Source organism: Natrinema salsiterrestre, assembly GCF_029502005.1.
In the GTDB taxonomy this organism is placed as follows: domain Archaea; phylum Halobacteriota; class Halobacteria; order Halobacteriales; family Natrialbaceae; genus Natrinema; species Natrinema salsiterrestre.
Genome location: NZ_JAMQOT010000001.1, coordinates 11,944 through 31,173, shown reverse-complemented (window position 1 = coordinate 31,173; position 19,230 = coordinate 11,944). Strand labels below are relative to the sequence as shown.

Sequence of the window (19,230 nt, the reverse complement as noted above, 5' to 3'; positions counted from 1 at the left end):
TCGCGGCCACTCCGATTTCGCTATTTTTACCGCGTATCGCGTGAAGACAGAGACATCCCCTCCGAGAGAGTCTCGGACGCACGGTGCGTCACGTGATCGATACCCGCCCTGCGATACCGCTGTCACAGACCGATAGAATTCGGTCGTCAGTCACTGTTGCCGGTCCCGTGTTTCGAGTAGCGATCGAGCGACCCGTTCGGCGCGTCGTATAACGTCGCGGATCGGGACCCCCGTTTCGGTGGCGATCGCCCGCGCATCATCGTACTCGGTACTGATATCGTACACGTCCCCATCGCTGTCGCTCGCGATTTTGACAGTCACCTCGTGGGACTTTCCCGCGATTTCGACGGTCACCGTCTCGAACTCCCGGTTCGCGATCCAGCGATGAGTCACGCCCGCGTCGCGAACGCCGAGCGTTCCGGTCTCTTCAGCCAGTGCTCGAGCCACCCGTTCCCGATCCGCCGGCTTGCAGATCACCTTCACGAGATGACCGGGGCGGGACTTCTTCATCGTCGCGGGGAGAATCGAGACGTCTCTCGCGCCCGCGTCCGCGAGAGTCTCCTGTAGCCCGCCGAGCACCTCGGGCGTCGCATCGTCGAGGTTCGTCTCGAGGACGGCGATATCGTCTTTCACCAGTTCACTGCCGTCCTCGGCGGTCCCGAAGAGCACCCGAAGCACGTTCGGATGGGGATCGAGGTCGTAGCCGCCCGCACCGTAGCCGGAGTCCTCGAGGTCGAGCGCGGGAAGCGAGTCGACGCCGTCGGCGACGTGGCCCAGGATCGCCGCACCGGTCGGCGTCAACAGTTCCGCGTCGACCGGTCCGCCGCGTAGCGACCAGTCTGCCCGCTGGGCGATCTCGATGACCGCCGGCGTCGGGACCGGATACTCGCCGTGGCTCATCGACACCGTTCCGCCGCCGGTCGCGAGCGGCGTCGTCACGATCCGCTCGGGCTCGAGGTCGTGAAGCAACGCGACCGCACCGACGACGTCCGCGATCGCGTCGTCGGCCCCGACCTCGTGGAAGTGTATCTCGTCGAGGGCCTCGCCGTGAACGCTCGCTTCCGCCTCGCCGAGCAGCTCGAAGATCGCGAGCGCGTCGCGTTCGACCCTCGGCTCGAGGCCCATGTCGGCGACGATCTCGCGGACCTCGAGATAGCTGCGATGGGGGCCGTGGCCTTCGGCGCGAACGCCGTCGTGGTCGTCGTGATCGTGATTCGCGTCGCCGTGCTCGTGGTCGTGGGTTCCGTCGGCGTGGTCGTGATTTCCGTGTTCGTGGTCGTGTCCGCCGTCGGGTTCGTCGCGGCCGTGTGAACGATCACTGTCCGGCTTCTCGTCCGTCAGGAGCACGTCGACCGTCGTCGCGGCGATACCGCTCTTTTCGGCCTCGTCGATCCGATATTCGACGTCGAGGGCGTCGGTAACGGGCTCGAGGGCGTCGGAGTCGGCACCGGCATCGAGGAGGGCCGCGAGGAGCATGTCGCCGCTGGCTCCCATGCGGCCGTCGAAGGCGAGGACTCGCATGGGATCACTCCGGGGCGGCAGACGCAAAAAGCCACCTCTCTGCAGCCCACGGCCACGGTGTCGATAGGGCCAAAACCAACCGAGGCCGGTACATCTTTGTAGCGTCCAGCCGTACCATTGTATGTTAGCCACTAGCACAGGAAATGACTCGACCTAGCAAAAAACCTATCCGGTCACGAATCGGAGTCATTGACATCGCCGTCCCTAAATCATGAACGAAGTCCAACTGGAGGTTGCGAAGGCATACCCGAACGACTCGGGTCGTGGTATCGCCCGGCTCGACCCGGACACGCTGTTGCATCTGAAGCTCAGCCCGGGCGACATCATCGAAATCGAGGGCGCAGATACGACTGCCGCGAAGGTCTGGCGGGCAGACCGGCAGGACTGGAACACGGATACCGTCCGCATCGACGGATTCACCCGGCAGAACGCCGACGTCGGTATCGGCGAACGGGTGACGATCCGCAAGGCGGAAGCGACGAAAGCGGACAAGTTGGTACTCGCCCCGCCGGAGGAGGCGTCGGTCCAGTTCGGCTCGGACGCCGCCGGGATGGTGAAACGGCAGATCCTCAAGCGTCCGGTCGTCGGCCGCGACATCGTTCCCGTGATGAGCTCGACGAACCACCCGTTCATGCGGTCGCCGGGGCAGGCGATCCCGCTGATCGCCGTCGAGACGGAACCCGACGGCGTCGTCCTCATCACCGAAGACACCGACGTCGAACTCCGCGAGGAACCCATCTCGGGCTTCGAGAAGACCGGGGGCGGGATCACCTACGAGGACATCGGCGGCCTGCAAAACGAGATCCAGCGGGTCCGGGAGATGGTCGAACTCCCGATGAAGCACCCGCAGATCTTCAAGAAGCTCGGCATCGAGCCGCCACAGGGCGTCCTCCTGCACGGCCCGCCGGGCACCGGGAAGACCCTGCTCGCCAAGGCAGTCGCCAACGAAACCTCCGCCAGCTTCTTCTCTATCGCTGGCCCGGAGATCATCTCGAAGTACTACGGCGAGTCCGAACAGCAACTCAGGGAGATCTTCGAGGACGCCACCGAGGAGTCGCCGTCGATCATCTTCATCGACGAACTCGACTCCATCGCCCCGAAACGCGAGGACGTCACCGGCGAGGTCGAACGCCGGGTCGTCGCCCAGCTGCTGACGATGATGGACGGCCTCGAGTCCCGGGGCCAGGTCATCGTCATCGCGGCGACCAACCGCGTCGACAGCGTCGATCCGGCGCTGCGCCGCCCGGGCCGCTTCGACCGCGAGATCGAGATCGGCGTCCCCGACGAGACGGGCCGCGAGGAGATCCTGCAGATCCACACCCGCGGCATGCCCCTCTCGGACGACGTCACCCTCGGTAACCTCGCCGACGAGACCCACGGCTTCGTCGGGGCCGACATCGAGAGCCTCACCAAGGAAGCGGCGATGAAGGCGCTCCGCCGATACCTCCCCGAGATCGACCTTGACGAGGAGGACATCCCGCCGAGCCTGATCGATCGGATGATCGTCAAGCGGGAGGACTTCCGCGGCGCGCTGAACGAGGTCGAGCCGTCGGCGATGCGGGAGGTCCTCGTCGAACTCCCGAAGATCTCCTGGGACGACGTTGGCGGCCTCCACGAGGCCAAAGAGCAGGTCCAGGAGTCCGTCGAGTGGCCGCTCTCGAACCCCGAGCGCTTCGACCGGCTCGGCGTCGACCCGCCGGCCGGCGTCCTGCTCTACGGCCCGCCCGGCACCGGGAAGACGCTGATGGCGAAGGCCGTCGCCAACGAGACCAACGCGAACTTCATCTCGGTGCGCGGCCCGCAGCTCCTCTCGAAGTGGGTCGGCGAATCGGAGAAGGCCATCCGCCAGACCTTCCGCAAGGCCCGCCAGGTCTCGCCGACGGTCATCTTCTTCGACGAGCTCGACGCGCTCGCGCCGGGCCGGGGCGGCGAAACCGGCTCGAACGTCTCCGAGCGGGTCGTCAACCAGCTCCTGACCGAACTCGACGGGTTAGAGGAGATGGGCAACGTCATGGTCATCGGCGCGACCAACCGGCCGGACATGATCGACCCCGCACTGCTGCGCTCGGGTCGGTTCGACCGGCTGGTCATGATCGGCGAACCCGACGTCGACGGCCGCGAGAAGATCCTCGAGATCCACACCGAGGACACGCCGCTGGCCGCGGACGTCACGCTGCGCGAGATCGCCGAGATCACGGACGGCTACGTCGGCAGCGACCTCGAGTCGATCGCCCGCGAAGCGGCTATCGAGGCACTCCGCGAGGACGAGGAGGCCGACATCGTCGAGATGCGCCACTTCCGACAGGCCATGGAGAACGTCCGGCCGACGATCACCGACGACATCCTCGACTACTACGAGCAGATCGAAGAGGAGTTCCAGGGCGGCACGAGCGGCCCCGACCCGACGGGTCGTCGCGGCAGCCGCATCGGATTCCAATAGTCGCGGTTTCTCCGTCGGTTCCGTTTCCGGATCGATTCGTCGAATCGCGGTTCCGTTTTCAGCGCTGGTAACTCCTCGAGCGATCGCGATGCCAGTGGCTCGAGCACTGCGACCGCGGGACTCGAGCGTCGGAGCACCGGTGTGAAAAATCGATTACGACGCGTCCGTCTCCTCGCGAGCCGCCTCGAGATGACGGCGCTCGATGCGCACCTCCGATGCCTTCTCGTTGGCCGTCTCGGGACCGTACTCGTCGGCGACCTCGCGGATCGCCCGCATCGAGGCGTCTCTGACCAGCGCCTCGAGGTCGGCACCGGTGTACCCCTCGAGTTCCGCCGCGAGCTCGGCGACGTCGGCGTCGTCGGCGAGGGGTTTCCCATCCGCGTGGACCGCGAGGATCTTTTCGCGAGCCTCGCGGTCGGGTTCGCCGACGAAGACGTGCGTGTCGAGCCGGCCGGGTCGCAACAGCGCGGGATCGATCTGGTCTTTGCGGTTGGTCGCAGCCAGGACGACGAGGTTGGGGTTCTCCCGCATCCCGTCGAGCTCGGTCAGGAGCTGTGAGACGACGCGTTCGGTCACCTCGTGACCCTCGCCGCGGGCGGCGGTGATGGCGTCGATCTCGTCGAAGAAGACGATCGACGGGGCCGACTGGCGGGCGCGCTCGAACACCTCGCGGATCGCCTTCTCGCTCTCGCCGACGTAGCGATCGACGATTTCGGGCCCGTCGACGCGGACGAAGTTGACGTCGGTCTCGCCGGCGAGCGCGCGCGCGAGCAACGTCTTGCCGGTCCCCGGCGGACCGTACAGCAAGACGCCCGACGGCGGATTCGTATTGGTCTCCTCGAAGAGGCGATCGTAGGTCAGCGGCCACTCGACCGACTCGCGAAGGGTCTGTTTCGCCGCCTCGAGGCCGCCGACGTCGGAAAAGTCGGTAGACGGCGATTCCGCGACGTACTCTCGCATCGCGGAGGGCTCGACGGACGCGAGCGCGGAATCGAAGTGCGTCTTTCGAACCGTCGGATTCCGGTTCCACTCGTCGAGGTCGTCCGTCTCTGTCGGCCGATCCCGAATGGCGGCCATCGCGGCCTCGCTCGCGACGGCGTCGAGATCCGCCCCGACGAAGCCGTGCGTTCGCCGCGCGATTGCGTCGACGTCCACGTCGTCGGCGAGCGGCATCCCGCGCGTGTGGACCTCGAGGATCTCCCGGCGGCCTTCCTCGTCGGGGACGCCGATCTGGATCTCGCGGTCGAAGCGGCCGCCCCTGCGGAGCGCGGGATCGATCGTGTCCACGCGGTTGGTCGCGCCGATGACGATCACTTCGCCGCGGGCGTCGAGGCCGTCCATCAGGGTCAACAGTTGGCCGACGATCCGGTTTTCGGCGTCACCCTCGTCGTCGCGCGTGCCGGCAATCGAGTCGATCTCGTCGAAGAAGATTATCGTCGGCGCGTTCGCCTCAGCCGTTTCGAACACCTCGCGGAGTCGCTCCTCGCTCTCGCCTTTGTATTTCGACATGATCTCCGGCCCCGAGATCGTCTCGAAGTTTGCGTCGACCTCGTTGGCCACGGCGCGGGCGATCAGGGTCTTCCCGGTCCCCGGCGGCCCGTAGAGGAGGACCCCCGACGGTGGCTCGACCCCGAGCCGGCGGAACAGCTCCGGTTCCGACAGCGGGAGTTCGATCATCTCCCGGACGAGCTCGAGTTCCTCGTCGAGCCCGCCGATGTCCTCGTAGGTGACGCCGGAGTTCGAGCTGACTCCGTCGATAGTCGCCTCCGTATCTGAGTCGACCGTGGCCGGTGTGTCCGACGAACTGCCGGACGTGCGGTCACGCTCGGTGGCTCCGGAAGCGGCCGGAGTCGCAGTGTTCCCCGATCCCCCGCCGCCGTCGGCGATCCGGATCGACGTCCCGTTCGTGATTCGAACGTCGCCCCTCGGGTCCGTGTCGGTAACGCGGAACGGCTGCTGATCGATCCCCTCGATACGAACCTGCTCGCCGGCTCGTACCGGCCGGTTTCGAAGTTTCTCCGTCGCCTCGCTCTCGGCGGCCCGGCGCTGGCGGTCGGGCAGTCCCGGCGGTGCGATCAGCGTGACTCTCTCGGCGTCGGCGATCGTCGATTTGTCCTTCGCCCGGACGGATACCGTATCGCCGACGTGAACGCCGGCGTTCGCACGCGTGTCGCCGTCGATCTGCACGGCGGTGTCCGGGACCGACTGATCGGCCGGCCACATCTTGGCGACCGTGGTCTCGTCCCCCTCGATCACGACGGTGTCGCCGCTGAGAACCCCGAGCTGTCGCCGCGCCGCTTCGGGGATCCGGGCGACGCCCCGACCCGCGTCTCCTTTCTCCGCGGCGCGAACGGACAGGGTCACGCCGTCCGGTTCCGACGAACTCATACCCGTTCCTTTCGGGCCGGTCGCCTTGAGAATTGTCCCATCGGGCGAGTGACTTCCGTCACAGTCCACCGGTTCGCGACCGGTCGGCTCGGATCACAGCGCGTTCTCGAGCAGCCGATCGATTCCGCGTCGCAGCCGCTCGGAGGCCGACGGTGCCGAAATCCCCAGTCGGTCGCCGATCTCTTCCGTCGAGGCCTCCCGTGGCACCGCGAAGTAGCCCGCCTCTCGAGCCGCGACCAGCGCCTCGTGCTGTTCGTCGGTGAGTCCGAACGGCGGATCGTCCGTCGATGACTCTCGAGTCAATCGCTCGAGTTTGAACGTCCCGCCGCGGTCCGTACAGAACGCGCGGTACTCCGCGAGCGCCTCTCGGTCGGGAAACCGCGCACGTCCCCACCAGCCGTCGACGGTTACGATCCCGCCGAGCGGGGTCGTCCCCAGTTCGACGTACTTCCGATAGATCGGAAGCGGGGGATCCCGCAATCTGAGTCGATACATCGCGCCGCCGTTCGTCCCGTCCAGCATCGTATACGCCTCGACCGTCGGATCGTGCGTAAGCGCCTCCGGAAAGCCGTCGATCGCCCCGACGGCGCGACAGAGGACGACCGGCCGATCGGGATCGACGACGAGGATCCGTTCGATGTAGAGCGTGATATCCGAGACGGCCGCAACTGCGTCCGTCAACGGCAGATCCGGCGAGTCGAGCTGAAATTCCGCGATGAGACCCATACGACCGGCTCAGCCCGGCCATACTTAAATACCCTAATATATGAGATACAGGCTGATCGGACGGCGACGCATATGTTCGGGTACGAATGGCTACCAGCGACCACCCTGAGATGCAACTGAATACGGGGACGCGATCGAACAATTACTACCGAAACGCAGTCGAGAAACACTGGGACCCACACGAGATCGATCTCTCGGCCGACCTCGAGGGAGCCGCCGAACTCCCCGAACCGGCCTTTACCGGTCTCAAGCAGTCGCTCGCGCTGTTCGGCGCGGGCGAGGAGTCGGTGACGGAGGACCTCGCGCCGCTCGCGGTCGTCCTCGAGGACATCGACGACCAGCTGTTCCTCACCACGCAGCTCTACGAGGAGTCCAAACACACCGACTTCTTCGATCGCTACTGGCGCGACGTGATCCACACTGAGGAGGAGCGACGCGGGCAAGAACTCTCGTCGCCGACGGACGAGAAGTGGTTCAACGAGCCCTACGACGAACTGTTCGAGCGCAACGAGCAGGCGATGGCGCGACTGCTCGAGGAGGACACGCCGGAAAATCGAGCCAAAGCCCACTGCCACTACCACCTGACGATCGAGGGCATTCTGGCCCAGACCGGTTACTACGGACTCACGCTCGCGTACGGTGAGAACGAGCCCGAACTGCCGGATCTGCCGGGACTCGTCGAGGGACTCAAACTGGTTCGAAGCGACGAGGGACGCCACGTCGGCTTCGGGATGGCGAAGCTCAAGTCGCTCGTGGCCGACGGCGAGGTCGAACCCGACCTCCTCCGAGAAACGGTCGACGAACTGGTTCCCCTGGTCCAGGATAGTCTGAGCGGCGACGAGGGAGCGAGTTCCGAAGACGGTCCCGGCCCGAGCCCCTCCGATCTGGCCGAGTACGCGTACACGAAACACCAACAGCGAATGCAACAGATCACCTCCGCGAGCGAGAAGATTCCGGACGTCGAAGAGCTGACCCAGCTCGAGGCGTAGCGACGGCGATCCGCGGAACCCCGGTCTTTCGTCGGGTTCGCGGACAGCAACCGGAGAAACGCCTTTTGCCGTTCGTGTTCGATGAGCTACTATGGTCGTCCAGACCGAGCGCGACGACGCCACCTGGTACGAGTGCGAAACCTGCGGCCTCCTCTTCGACGAGCGGTCGGATGCGGCGGAACACGAGAAGCGGTGTGACGGGTCCGGTCCGACCTACATCCAGTAGCGCTACTCGAGTCGCTCGCGGTGGTCGGCTGCGAGTTCGCGCGCCTGATCGAGGGTGTGGGCTTCCGTCCAGCGGACGCGGTCGCCGTCTCCGTACGCCAGTGCGGTCTTGAGTTCGTCCCTGAGAACGCCGTGATCGACCGCTATCACCGTTCCCGACCCGTCGCCGAGTTCGTAGACGCCGGGTCTGTCCGGTGCGCGGGCGACCGTCTCGCGCTCGAGGTCGCGCCAGGGTTTCTGCAGCGGCATCAGTCGGCGTCCTCGACGAGTTCGTAGGCGTGTTCGCTCATTTCGTCCTCCGCGAAGACGAACACCCGGCCGTCGACGAGCGAGAGATCGGCCTCGACGCGGATCGAGTACGCCTCCGTCGCGACGGTCACGCCGGGAAATAGTTCCTCTTCGTCGTCGCGATCGAGCATTACGCGGCCGACGCCGGTCGTCTCGAGGATATCGTCGTGGGTGTTGCGATCGTTGACGTAGGTCATGACGCCCTCGACGCCGTCGGGATCGGTGACGAGGACGTGTACCTCCTTGCCCGGCGGGGTCGTCAGCGGTCCCTCGACCGTCTCGGGGGGACCGTGGTAGAACACCTCTCGACCGTCGTGGTACTCGACGACCACGCCACCGTCGACGAGGTCGACACCGATCGTGCTGGGGGCGACGTCGTTGCGCGCGCTCATTGTCGCGTCTTGGATCGGACGGGGCAAAAGCGGTGTGCTCCGTCGCTCGCGGCGGGGCGATCGGTACCGCCCGGACCGCCGAGCCGCGATTTCCCCGGATCGTCAGCCGTAAGTACGCCCTCTGAGAGTGTCCGTGTATGGATGGCCGTGCTGTCGCACCCGCAGCGGGGACGGTGCTCAACGCGCTCGCGACCGGGACCGGCTCGGCGTTCGCGATCGACCTCGAGACGACGGCGACCGTCGAACTCACGGGCGACAGCGACGTCGTCGGAGAGATCGCCGGCCAACCCGAGGCCGACGCGACGCTCGTCGAACGCTGTGCTGTCCTGACGATCGACGAGTACGCCGAGCAGGCCGGGCTGGACGAGGCCGACGTCGGGGCTCGCGTCCGGACCGAAAGCGAGGTACCGATGGCGTCCGGGCTGAAGAGTTCCAGCGCGGCGGCCAACGCGACGGTGCTCGCGACGCTGGACGCCCTCGAGGTCGCCGGGTCGGTCGACCGGATCGACGCCTGTCGCCTCGGCGTTCGGGCCGCTCGTGACGCCGGCGTAACGGTCACCGGCGCGTTCGACGACGCCAGCGCGAGCATGCTCGGCGGCGTGACGGTCACCGACAACACGGCCGACGCGTTGCTCGCGCGCGAGGAACTCGACTGGCACGCACTGGTCTACACCCCGCCCGAGCAGTCCTACAGCGCCGACGCCGACGTTTCGGCCTGCGAACGAGTCGCCCCGATGGCCCGACTCGTCGAAGAACTCGCGCTCGACGGCCGCTACGGCGAGGCGATGACCGTCAACGGCTTCGCCTTCGCGGCCGCGCTCGAGTTCTCCACCGGACCGATGATCGACGCCTTGCCCAACGTCGCCGGCGTCTCCCTGTCCGGAACGGGCCCGAGTTACGTCGCCGTCGGGGATCGCGACTCGCTCGAGGCGGTCCGGGATCGGTGGGACGAGCGCGACGGAACGACACGATTACTGGGGACGAGAACGGACGGAACACGAACGACATGACTCGAGAGCCAACGGACACGGAGACGGACGGCGGAATTGACGACGAGGATCGCACGCCCGAGGAGATGGACCTCGACGAACTGCGCGAGGAGATTCGGACGATCGATCAGGAGATCGTCGAACTGATCGCACAGCGAACCTACGTCGCGGACACGATCGCGGCGGTCAAAGACGAACGGGGCCTGCCGACGACCGACGAGAAACAGGAACAGCAGGTCATGGAGCGAGCGGGGAACAACGCCGAGCAGTTCGACGTGGACGCGAACCTCGTGAAGGCGATCTTTCGGCTGCTGATCGAACTGAACAAAGTTGAGCAGCGTGAAAATAGGTGACATCTCACGCAATCAAACTCTTAGTAAGATCGTACTTCGAGGCCGTCGATACGCCCGAAGTGCGTGGTATTTCTTGTGATGACCGGTTCGTCGTTGAGAAGCGCAGTCGCGGCGATAATACAGTCTTCTCGCTCAATCCGTTCGCCGCCATTGATCAGCTCACTGGAGAGCTTTCCGGCTTTTCGCATTACGGTGTGGTCGGCACTCACGACGTGCTTCGTTTCTAGTATCCCGAGAATGCGCTCTCGCTTCGTATCCGGTGTTTGAGACCGAGCAACGCCCTCGTAGAGTTCCAAAACCGTCACGGAGGACACTTTTTGTGGTCGTGCTTCCTTCTCAACGATATCGAGAAGTCGCTCTGCATTTTCATCGCCACGTAATAAGTCGATAATGAATGATGTGTCCTGAATCATTCCGATGTCTCGTCGTCTACGGCTTCGTCTAACTCTGCCGTGAGTCGATCACTCCGCTCTCTGGACTTTGTTCGTCCCTCCTCGATAGTGCCCTCGAGGTCTGCCGCCTCGTCCTCAGAGAGGATTCCTATGATCTCGTTCCACGAGCGTTCTCCAGCAAGGCGCTTGATGGTTTCACTGAAGCTTTCTCCCTCTTTTTTTCGGGCTTTTAGCCGCTCATAGGCTTCTTCGTCGAGTGAAATCGTTTTCGTCGCCATCGTAGTACACAGTACTACATGCACGCGTAAAAACTCAATGCAGGTCGTTCGCCCCGTGGAACGACGGCTAATGTAGCAGAAAACCGCTAAAGTACACGAATCAGCGTAACGTGAGGTACAGACCTGAACAAGGTAGAACCACGGAAGAACGGGGAGGCGAACAATCGATTGGCCGAGACAGTCTACTCTCTCCCAGTCAAGGAGCGGGCCGCCGCCCGCCACCGAACGTCGCCGATCGGACCGAACCGCCGCTCGAGGCGATCCCAGACGACGATCGTCGACGGGAGTAGGAGGATCGACGTGAGGTAGGCGTAGAAGACACCGAGCGCGAGCAGGAGTCCGAACTCCATGATCAGCGGGATCAAGGCGAGGTACAACACGCCGAGTCCGCAGACGGTCGTGAGCATACTGCCGGTCAGCGCGCCGCCGGTCCCGCGAACCGTCACCGCCAGCGCCTGATGCACGTCGGCCCCTGCCTCGTACTCGTCGACGAACCGGTGCATGAAGTGCACCGTGTAGTCGACGCCCAGTCCGATCGAGACCGACAGGATGGGAGCGTTGAACGGCGAGAGCGGCACGTCGAAGAGGCGCATCGACGCGGCGAGCATCGCGACCGTGACGAGGACCGGAACGAGGTTGATCACGCCGTAGATCATCCGGCCCTCGAGCCACCAGTAGGAGAGCATCAGGAAGATCGCGGTGAGGACGAACGCGACGATCAGGCTCGTGATCGCGGATTCGCTGATGCGGTCGATGACGGCCTGATTGACGACCAGGCTACCGGTTGCCGTCGCATCCATCCGCATTCCGTCCGCGACCTCCTCGGCTGCGTTCGTCGCCTCGGTCTGATCCGCGTCGACGTCGACCTGATACACGATCCGGGTCGCGCTGCGATCGCTCGTGACGTACTGCCGCGCGTCGTCCTCCTCGAGCAGCTCGTCGTAGACCCGATCGGCGTCTCGATCGGGCAAGCCGTCGTTGTTGGAGTCTGTTCGCGTGACGGTCGCCGCGAACTCGGGATCGGTGTCCTCGCGCTGCTCCATGACGCTGATGATGCTGTCGGCGTCCGCGCGCCGGTCGCTCTGGACGAACGCGTCGGGGGGATTCGTGATCGCGCGGTCGACCTCGCGGAAGGCGGCGTCTGATCGCACGTCGGGATCGTCGACGTAGACTGTCACCGATCCCACGAATCCCTGATCGAAGTCCTCCTCGAGGTACTCGAGCACGGTCATGAACGTGTACTCGCTGGGTGCGAACGGTTCGGGGAGGCGTTCGTACTGAGCGATCCGATCTTCGTCCGGGAAGAACGCCTCCTGGGAGAACTCCGTGTCGACGCCGGTTCCGTAGCCGGCCGCTGCGCCGCCGAAGACGAGCGCGCTCACGAGGACGATCACCGGAGCGACCCGCGCGGCCTTCGTTCCGACGGGCAGGATCCGGCCGAGTATCGAATCCTCGCTTCCGAGCGGGCTCGTTCCGAAGTTCGGGATCCGAGTCCCCGCCCGTAATCGATCCAGTCCGACCTTGCCGGCCGGCAGGAAGACGCCGAAGATGAGGAACGTGAAGATGATGCCGACGGCGGCGACGATGCCGAAGTCCCGGAGTTGCGACAGCGAACTCGTCAGGTTCGCGGCGAACCCGATGACGGTCGTTATCGTGACGATCAGGAACGCCCCCGAGAGCTGTCTCGTCGTGATGCCCATCGCGTCGCCGATCGCCGCTCCCGCGGCTCGTTCTTCGCGATACCGATTGATGATGTGGATGCCGAAGTCGATTCCGACGGCGAGCAACAGCGGGAACACCGTAATCAGCGAATCCGAGAACGGGATCCCGGCATAGCCCATGAACCCGAACGTCCAGATCATCGTCATCACCAGTGCGATCAGGCCCAGCGTGAGATCGATCGGGTCCCGATAGGCGACCAGCAGGAAGAACATGATCAACACGAGCGCGGCCGGGAAGACGACGATCGCAGTGTCACCGAGTAACTGGAGCGTCTCCTGCTCGATGATCGCGTCGCCGAACACCTCGACGTTCTCGCCCGTCTCGTAGCCGTCGATCTCGTCGGCCAGCTCGGCCGTCCCGGTCTGCAATTCGGCTCTGTCGTCGGTATCAGCGTTCGGCGGCGTATCGTAGGTGACCGCGATCTGAGCGACGTCCGCCTGTGCCGATTCTCGGGTGAAATCCGTGCTCACCGGCAGTCCGGCAGTCTCGTCGGCATCCGCGATCGCCGCTTCTAACTGTCCCTGAGAGGTCCGTTCGATGACACGCCGCTGTGCCTCGGGCGTGTCCGCCTCCGGATCGAGTTGCCGGGCGACCAGTGACGCCGGGCTCGTCGACGACGTGACTCTGAGCCCGTCTTCGGTTTCGGCACGCTCCTGAAACTCGAGCATCCGGAGGAGGCTGTCCTTCGACAGGGTGTTTCGCTCGTCGGTGATGAACAGGTTCGCGGTCGAGCCGCCGCCGTCGCGACCCTGCCGCTGGAAGTCGTCCTGCATGTCCTCGAGGGCCTCCTGTTCCTCGAGCCCGTCGGTGAACTGATCGGTGCCGGCCTGCTGTCCACCGCCACCGCCCATGCCGCCGATCATCAACACGGTGATCACGGCGAACGCGAGGACGATCCGCCAGGGATGGTCGGTGATGACGGCATTGAGTCGGCTGTTGAGGGAGGGCTCGGTCTCCGCCGAGGCGTCGCGGTCCCAGATCTCGTCGAGGTCGGGCATCGGTTAGCGTTGTCGCACCCAGAGGCCGATGCCGATTCCGCTCACTGCGAGCGCACCGAGTATCCCGACGATGATCGACGAGAACCCGCCGCCGTCGTCCTCGCCGGCTTCGACCTCGATCGGGTGCTGGTAGACGTCCGAGAGGACCGTCTCTCCCCGTTCGGTGTCGTACTCGAAGTCGAGCTCGACCGGATGCGTCTCGACGCTCGCGTCCGATCCGGCCGTGATCTCGAACGGAATCTCGGCCGATTCACCCGGCTCGAGTTCCTTGACGAACGCCTCGTCGTCGGGAGCGTCGAGCGCCCCCTCGGTGTACAGTCTGGCATCGATGTTCGACAGCGTCTCCGGGCGTTCGTTCGTGATCTCGAGCACGAGGTCGCTGGTTTCGCCCTGGCGGACCGACGCGCCGTCGTCGCTGATCGAGAACTCGTCGGTCCGGTCGTCGACGACGACCCGCTCGGAGATCGGGCCGTCCTGGAGCGTCGCGTCGCCGCTTCCGGTGTATTCGACGGTAAAGCGGAGCTGGCGCGCCCCCGCGTCGGCCTGCCCGCTCACGTCGGTCGGGTACCGGAAGTCGGCGGCCTCGCCCTGCTTCAGTTCGGGGAGGGCGTACCGGGTGTCCTCGACGAACAGCGAATCGCTCATCGGCTCGACGACGAGCACCGCATCGTCGATGGGACCCGGCCCGTCGTTGACGAGTTCCCCCGTCACGTCTCCCTCGTATCCGACGGCGAGGGTTTCCTCGAGGTCTCGAATCGAGAACGACTGGGCCGCCGTCAGTGACATCGTCGTTCGAACGGGGTCGGTCGTCCGATCGATACCGGCTTCGTCCGCGTACGTGAACGATACCTCGAGGGGCTTGTCCGTCGCGCTGGTCGACTCGGCGATCGCCGCCTCGACGGTGGTCGTCGTCGATTCGTTGGGTGCGAGGTCGCCGAGGGCGATCCGACTCGTTCCGCCGTCGATCGTCACGCCGCCGAACCCGGTCGCGGACGCGCGCGTATGATTTGCCGGTTTACCACCCGTGTTCTCGATCTCCATCGTCACGTCGCCGCTCTCGCCGGGAGCGACGTCGGTCGTGACGTCCGAGACGTCGAACCGGGGCTCGTCGGGAACCGTTACACGGAGATCCAGGGTCTTGGTCCTCGTGAGTCGTTGCTGGGAGCTCGAGGCGTCCGAGACGCGATTCGTGTAGGCGTACTCGACGTCGACTTGTATCACGTGGGTTCCGGATTCGACGTCTTCCGGAACCTCGATCGCAAGCGGGGCCGTTCCGATTGCCCCGTCCTGGATCGGGCCGACTGCGACTTCACCAGACGCTGCTTCGAACGGATCGGCGTCAGAAATCTCGGCGGTCACACCGCGAGCCGTGAGCACCCGATCCGCCCGCGCGCCGGTTTGCAGGTCGCCGTCGTTTTTGATACTCACCTCGAGAGTCGTCTCCGTTCCCGGGGTGACATCCGGGTTCGAGTCGACAAGTTCGAGGTCGGGTTCGCCTTTCGTCAACTCGCCGCCTTGCTGTGCCAGCGTCGCCGTCACGGTGAGGGGAGCGAGGATTCCGACGATAGTCACGACGGCGAGTGTGAGGGCGACACCGCGGCGATGATTCACCAACACCACCCCGCGTTCGACTCGACCGTCGCTATCGCCCACGTTTCTCGAAAAATATGTTCGCGAAACTGACCGTCACTCATTGCAATACAAGCGGGACGCCACCGGTATAACTTCTTTGAATGAACGTTCAATCAAATCGATTATACCACCGTAGCGTGATGTATCGCTGAATGATCCCGTACGACTCAATAGTGGCGTTCCCGACCGACTCGCGCCTCCCGCGGTCCGACTCGGTAGCGAAGATGAGGCGGGAGGTGGACGACAGTGCCCAGTGACGTCTTCGACGATCCGACGGACACCCGCGAAAAGATTCTGGCGGCGACCTATCGGAGTCTCAACGAGCACGGCTACGCCGGTCTGACGATGCAGACGATCGGCGACGAACTCGAGCAGAGTCCATCACTCGTCTATCATCACTACGAGAACAAGGACGCGCTGGTACTCGCGTGTCTCGAATACCTCCTTGAGCAGTTCGAATCCGAGTTCGGAAACGACGCAGTCGACGACCCGAAAGGGCAACTCGAGGAGATTCTCGAGTGGTGGTTCGCGACCGACGTCGACGACGAGTGGCACGGATTTCTGACAACGATCCTCGAGCTTCGGGCCCGTGCGGTCCACGACTCGGAGTATCGGGAGCACTTCACCAGAAGCGACCGAATTTTCAAAGAGTCACTGGCAACGGTTCTCCGGGCGGGAATCGATAGCGGTGCGTTCCGCGAGTGCGATCCGGACGCCATCGCCGAGACGCTGCAGACGGTGTTTATCGGGACGGTCCTGCGGCGCTCGAGTACTGACGACGACGAGTGGCTCACGGACGTTCACGCTGAACTCGACTCATATCTCGATTCGCTCGTACACGCGCGAGAGCGCAGCCAGTAGCGCCATTTATATTAAATCTCTGTCCACTTTCTTATTTCCAAGCTTACTGGTTTTAGATATGTAATTTTGGTAATAATCTATTACCGAGAGGTCTGATACCGGACCATGAAAACAGCCCCGGCTAACGGTCACGCCATTAAATGATATAATAGCAACAAGACCAGCAGACCGCCGGCATAGATATTGAGTGATTGATATCTCCCACACCACACTATTAGTGCTGGAAATGGACTTTAGCACGTCGATTAGTAGGTTCTTACCGAGTAATATCAGCGGACTGTGTTTCCAGAAAGCTTATTACTCAAAGCTTAAAAAGAATGGAACACCCCTACCCGGTGTGAGTCCCGAAGTCGGAATCGATGCGGTGCCGACGATGACTCGCACTCCCGATGAATCGATCGCTAACTAACCGAAATACAACGATAATACAACAACATAATGACAGACGACATAACCTATCGCGAGAAGGGTCGTGCAATGATCCTTGCCGCGCTTATGGTACTATCCGTTGTCGCCATGTCCGCAGCGTTCGCGGGCGGAGCGGCGGCGGCCGAAAACGCGGAATTCGAAGACTCAGATGGTAACGTCGCGTCTGGCTTCTACGAAGGCCAGACCGTCACAATCACCGGTCTCAACGACGGAGATCAGTACGATATCCGATACGCTGAGGATTTCGACAATAACGGTGAAGCCGAAAATGACCGGTTCGAAGACGAGTTTACTGCCGATGGCAGTACGCACGAACTGGACACCACCGGCTACGAAACTGGTTACTACTACATCAGCGGCCCCAACGACGCTGGTGAATCTGACGAAAACCGTTCCTTCGAACTCCGCAGCATGGAGTTCCGCACAGCTGGATTCGCGGACGACACGGTTGACAACGACGAGAACGCAACGTTCGAACTCGACACCAACCGTGGGACCTACGATCTGAACGTCAGTGCTGACGGCCTCGACGAAGATAACCTCGACAGCATCTTCGGTGAGGACTTCAACACTGCAATGTATGACGAGGAAGAAGAAGTCCTCACCCTCCAGAACGTTGAAGACGGAGAGTTCAACGCGAACTTCACCGATATCGACACTGGTGAGTACAACTTCAGCATCGAATCGAACGATACGTCCGCCGAGACGAACGCTTCGATCGAAGTGACCGAAGGTCAGGCTGGTGGAATCGAATTCTCCAGCTCGGACGTCATCGAGACGCGCACGAACACGGCTGTGATCGGTGTCGATCTCACGGATACTGACACCGGCTACCTCAAGGTTGGTACGATAGATGAGGCCGGCTACGAGGCCACCCTCAAAGTCACCGACGACGACAGTAACGAAGACGAAACCGGTACTGTCCTCGTCCAGATGAACACCATCGCAGCCGCGATGGATGGTAACGCGGCTACTGTCGACAGCTCAGGTGCGTTCACGACGGCCGACACCGACGACTCTGTCGAGGTCGTAGCTATCGACGGTAACGACGATCTCAACAGCCTCGGTACGGGAGACTACCCGCTCTCCGTCTCGAGCGACTGGGAAGATGGCAGTCCGTCCGTCTACGATGACAACGAACAGGACACCTCATACCTGACGCTCGAACAGCGTGAGGCGCTCGGCTCTGATGCTGTGACGGCGCACACAGCGCCCGCAGACAGCCTCAGTGACATTCAGAACTTCGACCCCGACGATCAGACGATCGCGGGACTGATCGAAGACGAGAACATCTCGGAAACTGACACGGTCGCTCAGAACGACGGCCTCCTGGTCTCGGTTGACAGCGACAGTCTCCACGCCTTCTTCGCTGATGACGATGCAGAGACGTTCGAAGAGGCTGGACTCAATACCTCCGCTTTCAACCTGACCATCTCTGGCGAGGACAGCGGACCGAACGCGAACCCGCCGGAGTGGACTACCACCGGTAACGACACTGTTACTGATAACTACATCGGTGACAACGTCGAGATCGTCGAATCGAACCAGTCTACTGGAACGATGCTGTTCCACATCAACTACGTGGGAATCCAGAGCGACTACGATAACGCTGATCTCAACGTCACCGACAACATCTCGACTGACGAGACCTACGATGTCTCGCTCAACGTCGACCAGGACTGGGAATACGCAAGCGATGAGGCCCAGGACAACGAGGAAGACGAAGTGTCTACGGACACCGTCACCCTCGAGGACCGTGAGTTCGACCTCGACAGCAGCAACGAAGAACTGCCCGCGTCCGCCACGGCGACCGTGAGCGGCGAGACTAACGTTGCGCCCGGCACGGAAGTCACGGATCGACTCCGCTCGTCCGGTAACTTCACGCAGTCCGAAAGCGCGTACGTTGCCGACGACGGAACCTTCGAGATCGCTCACGATCTCAGCGAATACAGCGCTGACATCCCGTACTCCCTCAACGCCGAGGAAGACGGCGGTGCAAGTGACAGTCTCAACGGCAAAACGATCGGCGGCGAAGAACTGCAGTCGCTGACCTACGACGTCACCCCCGACCCAGCAGAACCGGTCGTTGGCGACGACGTCACGGGTACGATCGCTGTTGAGAACCCCAACGATGAGGGAGCCGTCTCCGAAGACGTCGAATTCGTCTTCGACGGTGAGACGCTCTACAACGACACCGTCGAACTCGAGGGCGGCGCAAGCACCTCGGTCGACGCAACCCTTCTCGAAGACGCCGAAGCAGGCGACTACGAGTGGGAACTGATCGTTGACGGCGAAACCGAAGAGTCCGGCACGCTGACCGTTGCTGAGGAGTCCGACGACTCCGGTAGCGACGATTCCGGCTCGGACGACTCCGGTAGCGACGATTCCGGCTCGGACGACTCCGGTAGCGACGATTCCGGCTCGGACGACTCCGGTAGCTCCGACGGAACGCCCGGCTTCGGTGTCGGCGTCGCACTCGTCGCGCTGCTCGGCGCAGCCATGCTGGCACTCCGCCGCCAGAACTAAGCTGTCGAACCACCGGCTCACGCCGGCCCTAACTTCCGCGGTTTCTTTTATTGGACGCTACACCACCCAGCGACAGCGTCG

The 19,230-nt window shown here is 63.4% G+C and carries 16 protein-coding genes; 7 read left to right on the top strand and 9 right to left on the bottom strand.

Translation table 11 applies throughout. From position 1 onward, the window contains the following. Positions 1-150 precede the first annotated feature (150 nt). The gene (gene larC, locus NDI89_RS00135) at positions 151-1,521 is read right to left on the bottom strand and encodes a nickel pincer cofactor biosynthesis protein LarC (protein ID WP_277519427.1); all 1,371 of its coding nucleotides are present in this window, start codon (positions 1,519-1,521) and stop codon (positions 151-153) included. A gap of 211 nt (positions 1,522-1,732) precedes the next feature. On the opposite strand from larC, the gene NDI89_RS00130 reads away from it, so the two are divergent. Continuing rightward, the gene (locus NDI89_RS00130; protein WP_277519426.1) at positions 1,733-3,961 is read left to right on the top strand and encodes a CDC48 family AAA ATPase; all 2,229 of its coding nucleotides are present in this window, start codon (positions 1,733-1,735) and stop codon (positions 3,959-3,961) included. Between the two features lie 153 nt (positions 3,962-4,114). Here the strand turns inward: NDI89_RS00130 and NDI89_RS00125 are convergent, their stop codons facing one another. Both NDI89_RS00125 and NDI89_RS00120 read right to left on the bottom strand, forming a co-directional pair. Continuing rightward, positions 4,115-6,349 carry an AAA family ATPase gene (locus NDI89_RS00125; RefSeq protein WP_277519425.1) on the bottom strand — a complete coding sequence of 745 codons (2,235 nt, stop codon included), beginning with the start codon at positions 6,347-6,349 and terminating at the stop codon, positions 4,115-4,117. 93 nt (positions 6,350-6,442) lie between these two features. Beyond that, positions 6,443-7,075 carry a helix-turn-helix domain-containing protein gene (locus NDI89_RS00120; RefSeq protein ID WP_277519424.1) on the bottom strand — a complete coding sequence of 211 codons (633 nt, stop codon included), beginning with the start codon at positions 7,073-7,075 and terminating at the stop codon, positions 6,443-6,445. An 86-nt stretch (positions 7,076-7,161) separates the two neighbouring features. Here NDI89_RS00120 and NDI89_RS00115 point away from each other — a divergent pair, with 86 nt between their 5' ends. After that, positions 7,162-8,064 carry a ribonucleotide-diphosphate reductase subunit beta gene (locus NDI89_RS00115; protein ID WP_277519423.1) on the top strand — a complete coding sequence of 301 codons (903 nt, stop codon included), beginning with the start codon at positions 7,162-7,164 and terminating at the stop codon, positions 8,062-8,064. 91 nt (positions 8,065-8,155) lie between these two features. Next, positions 8,156-8,290, top strand: a complete 135-nt coding sequence (locus NDI89_RS00110; protein WP_277519422.1) for a DUF7128 family protein — start codon at positions 8,156-8,158, stop codon at positions 8,288-8,290. 2 nt (positions 8,291-8,292) lie between these two features. On the opposite strand, the gene NDI89_RS00105 is transcribed toward NDI89_RS00110, so the two are convergent. Both NDI89_RS00105 and NDI89_RS00100 read right to left on the bottom strand, forming a co-directional pair. Next, entirely contained in the window at positions 8,293-8,538 is a 246-nt protein-coding gene (locus NDI89_RS00105) for a DUF7508 domain-containing protein (protein WP_277519421.1), read from the bottom strand. Next, on the bottom strand, positions 8,538-8,969 hold the full coding sequence (locus NDI89_RS00100; protein ID WP_277519420.1) for a DUF5796 family protein: 432 nt from the start codon (positions 8,967-8,969) through the stop codon (positions 8,538-8,540). Before NDI89_RS00100 ends, NDI89_RS00105 begins: the two co-directional genes overlap by 1 nt. Before the next feature lie 137 nt (positions 8,970-9,106). Between NDI89_RS00100 and NDI89_RS00095 the strand changes: the two genes are divergently transcribed. Next, entirely contained in the window at positions 9,107-9,979 is an 873-nt protein-coding gene (locus tag NDI89_RS00095; RefSeq protein WP_277519418.1) for a shikimate kinase, read from the top strand. After that, a complete protein-coding gene (locus tag NDI89_RS00090; protein ID WP_277519416.1) occupies positions 9,976-10,311 on the top strand; it encodes a chorismate mutase in 336 nt (111 codons plus the stop codon). The genes NDI89_RS00095 and NDI89_RS00090 overlap by 4 nt, the downstream gene beginning before the upstream one ends. Before the next feature lie 20 nt (positions 10,312-10,331). On the opposite strand, the gene NDI89_RS00085 is transcribed toward NDI89_RS00090, so the two are convergent. The 4 genes from NDI89_RS00085 to NDI89_RS00070 all read right to left on the bottom strand — a co-directional run bounded on the left by NDI89_RS00085 (position 10,332) and on the right by NDI89_RS00070 (position 15,321). Continuing rightward, positions 10,332-10,724: a type II toxin-antitoxin system VapC family toxin gene (locus tag NDI89_RS00085; RefSeq protein ID WP_277519415.1), complete on the bottom strand. Its 393-nt coding sequence runs from the start codon at positions 10,722-10,724 to the stop codon at positions 10,332-10,334. Beyond that, a complete protein-coding gene (locus NDI89_RS00080) occupies positions 10,721-10,981 on the bottom strand; it encodes an antitoxin VapB family protein (RefSeq protein ID WP_277519414.1) in 261 nt (86 codons plus the stop codon). Before NDI89_RS00080 ends, NDI89_RS00085 begins: the two co-directional genes overlap by 4 nt. A gap of 182 nt (positions 10,982-11,163) precedes the next feature. Then, positions 11,164-13,701 carry an efflux RND transporter permease subunit gene (locus NDI89_RS00075; RefSeq protein ID WP_277519413.1) on the bottom strand — a complete coding sequence of 846 codons (2,538 nt, stop codon included), beginning with the start codon at positions 13,699-13,701 and terminating at the stop codon, positions 11,164-11,166. A gap of 3 nt (positions 13,702-13,704) precedes the next feature. Next, positions 13,705-15,321: a COG1361 S-layer family protein gene (locus NDI89_RS00070; protein ID WP_277520485.1), complete on the bottom strand. Its 1,617-nt coding sequence runs from the start codon at positions 15,319-15,321 to the stop codon at positions 13,705-13,707. Between the two features lie 258 nt (positions 15,322-15,579). Between NDI89_RS00070 and NDI89_RS00065 the strand changes: the two genes are divergently transcribed. Both NDI89_RS00065 and NDI89_RS00060 read left to right on the top strand, forming a co-directional pair. Beyond that, positions 15,580-16,194: a TetR/AcrR family transcriptional regulator gene (locus tag NDI89_RS00065; protein ID WP_277519412.1), complete on the top strand. Its 615-nt coding sequence runs from the start codon at positions 15,580-15,582 to the stop codon at positions 16,192-16,194. Between the two features lie 438 nt (positions 16,195-16,632). Beyond that, entirely contained in the window at positions 16,633-19,149 is a 2,517-nt protein-coding gene (locus NDI89_RS00060; protein ID WP_307729208.1) for a BGTF surface domain-containing protein, read from the top strand. The last annotated feature ends 81 nt before the right edge of the window (positions 19,150-19,230 follow it).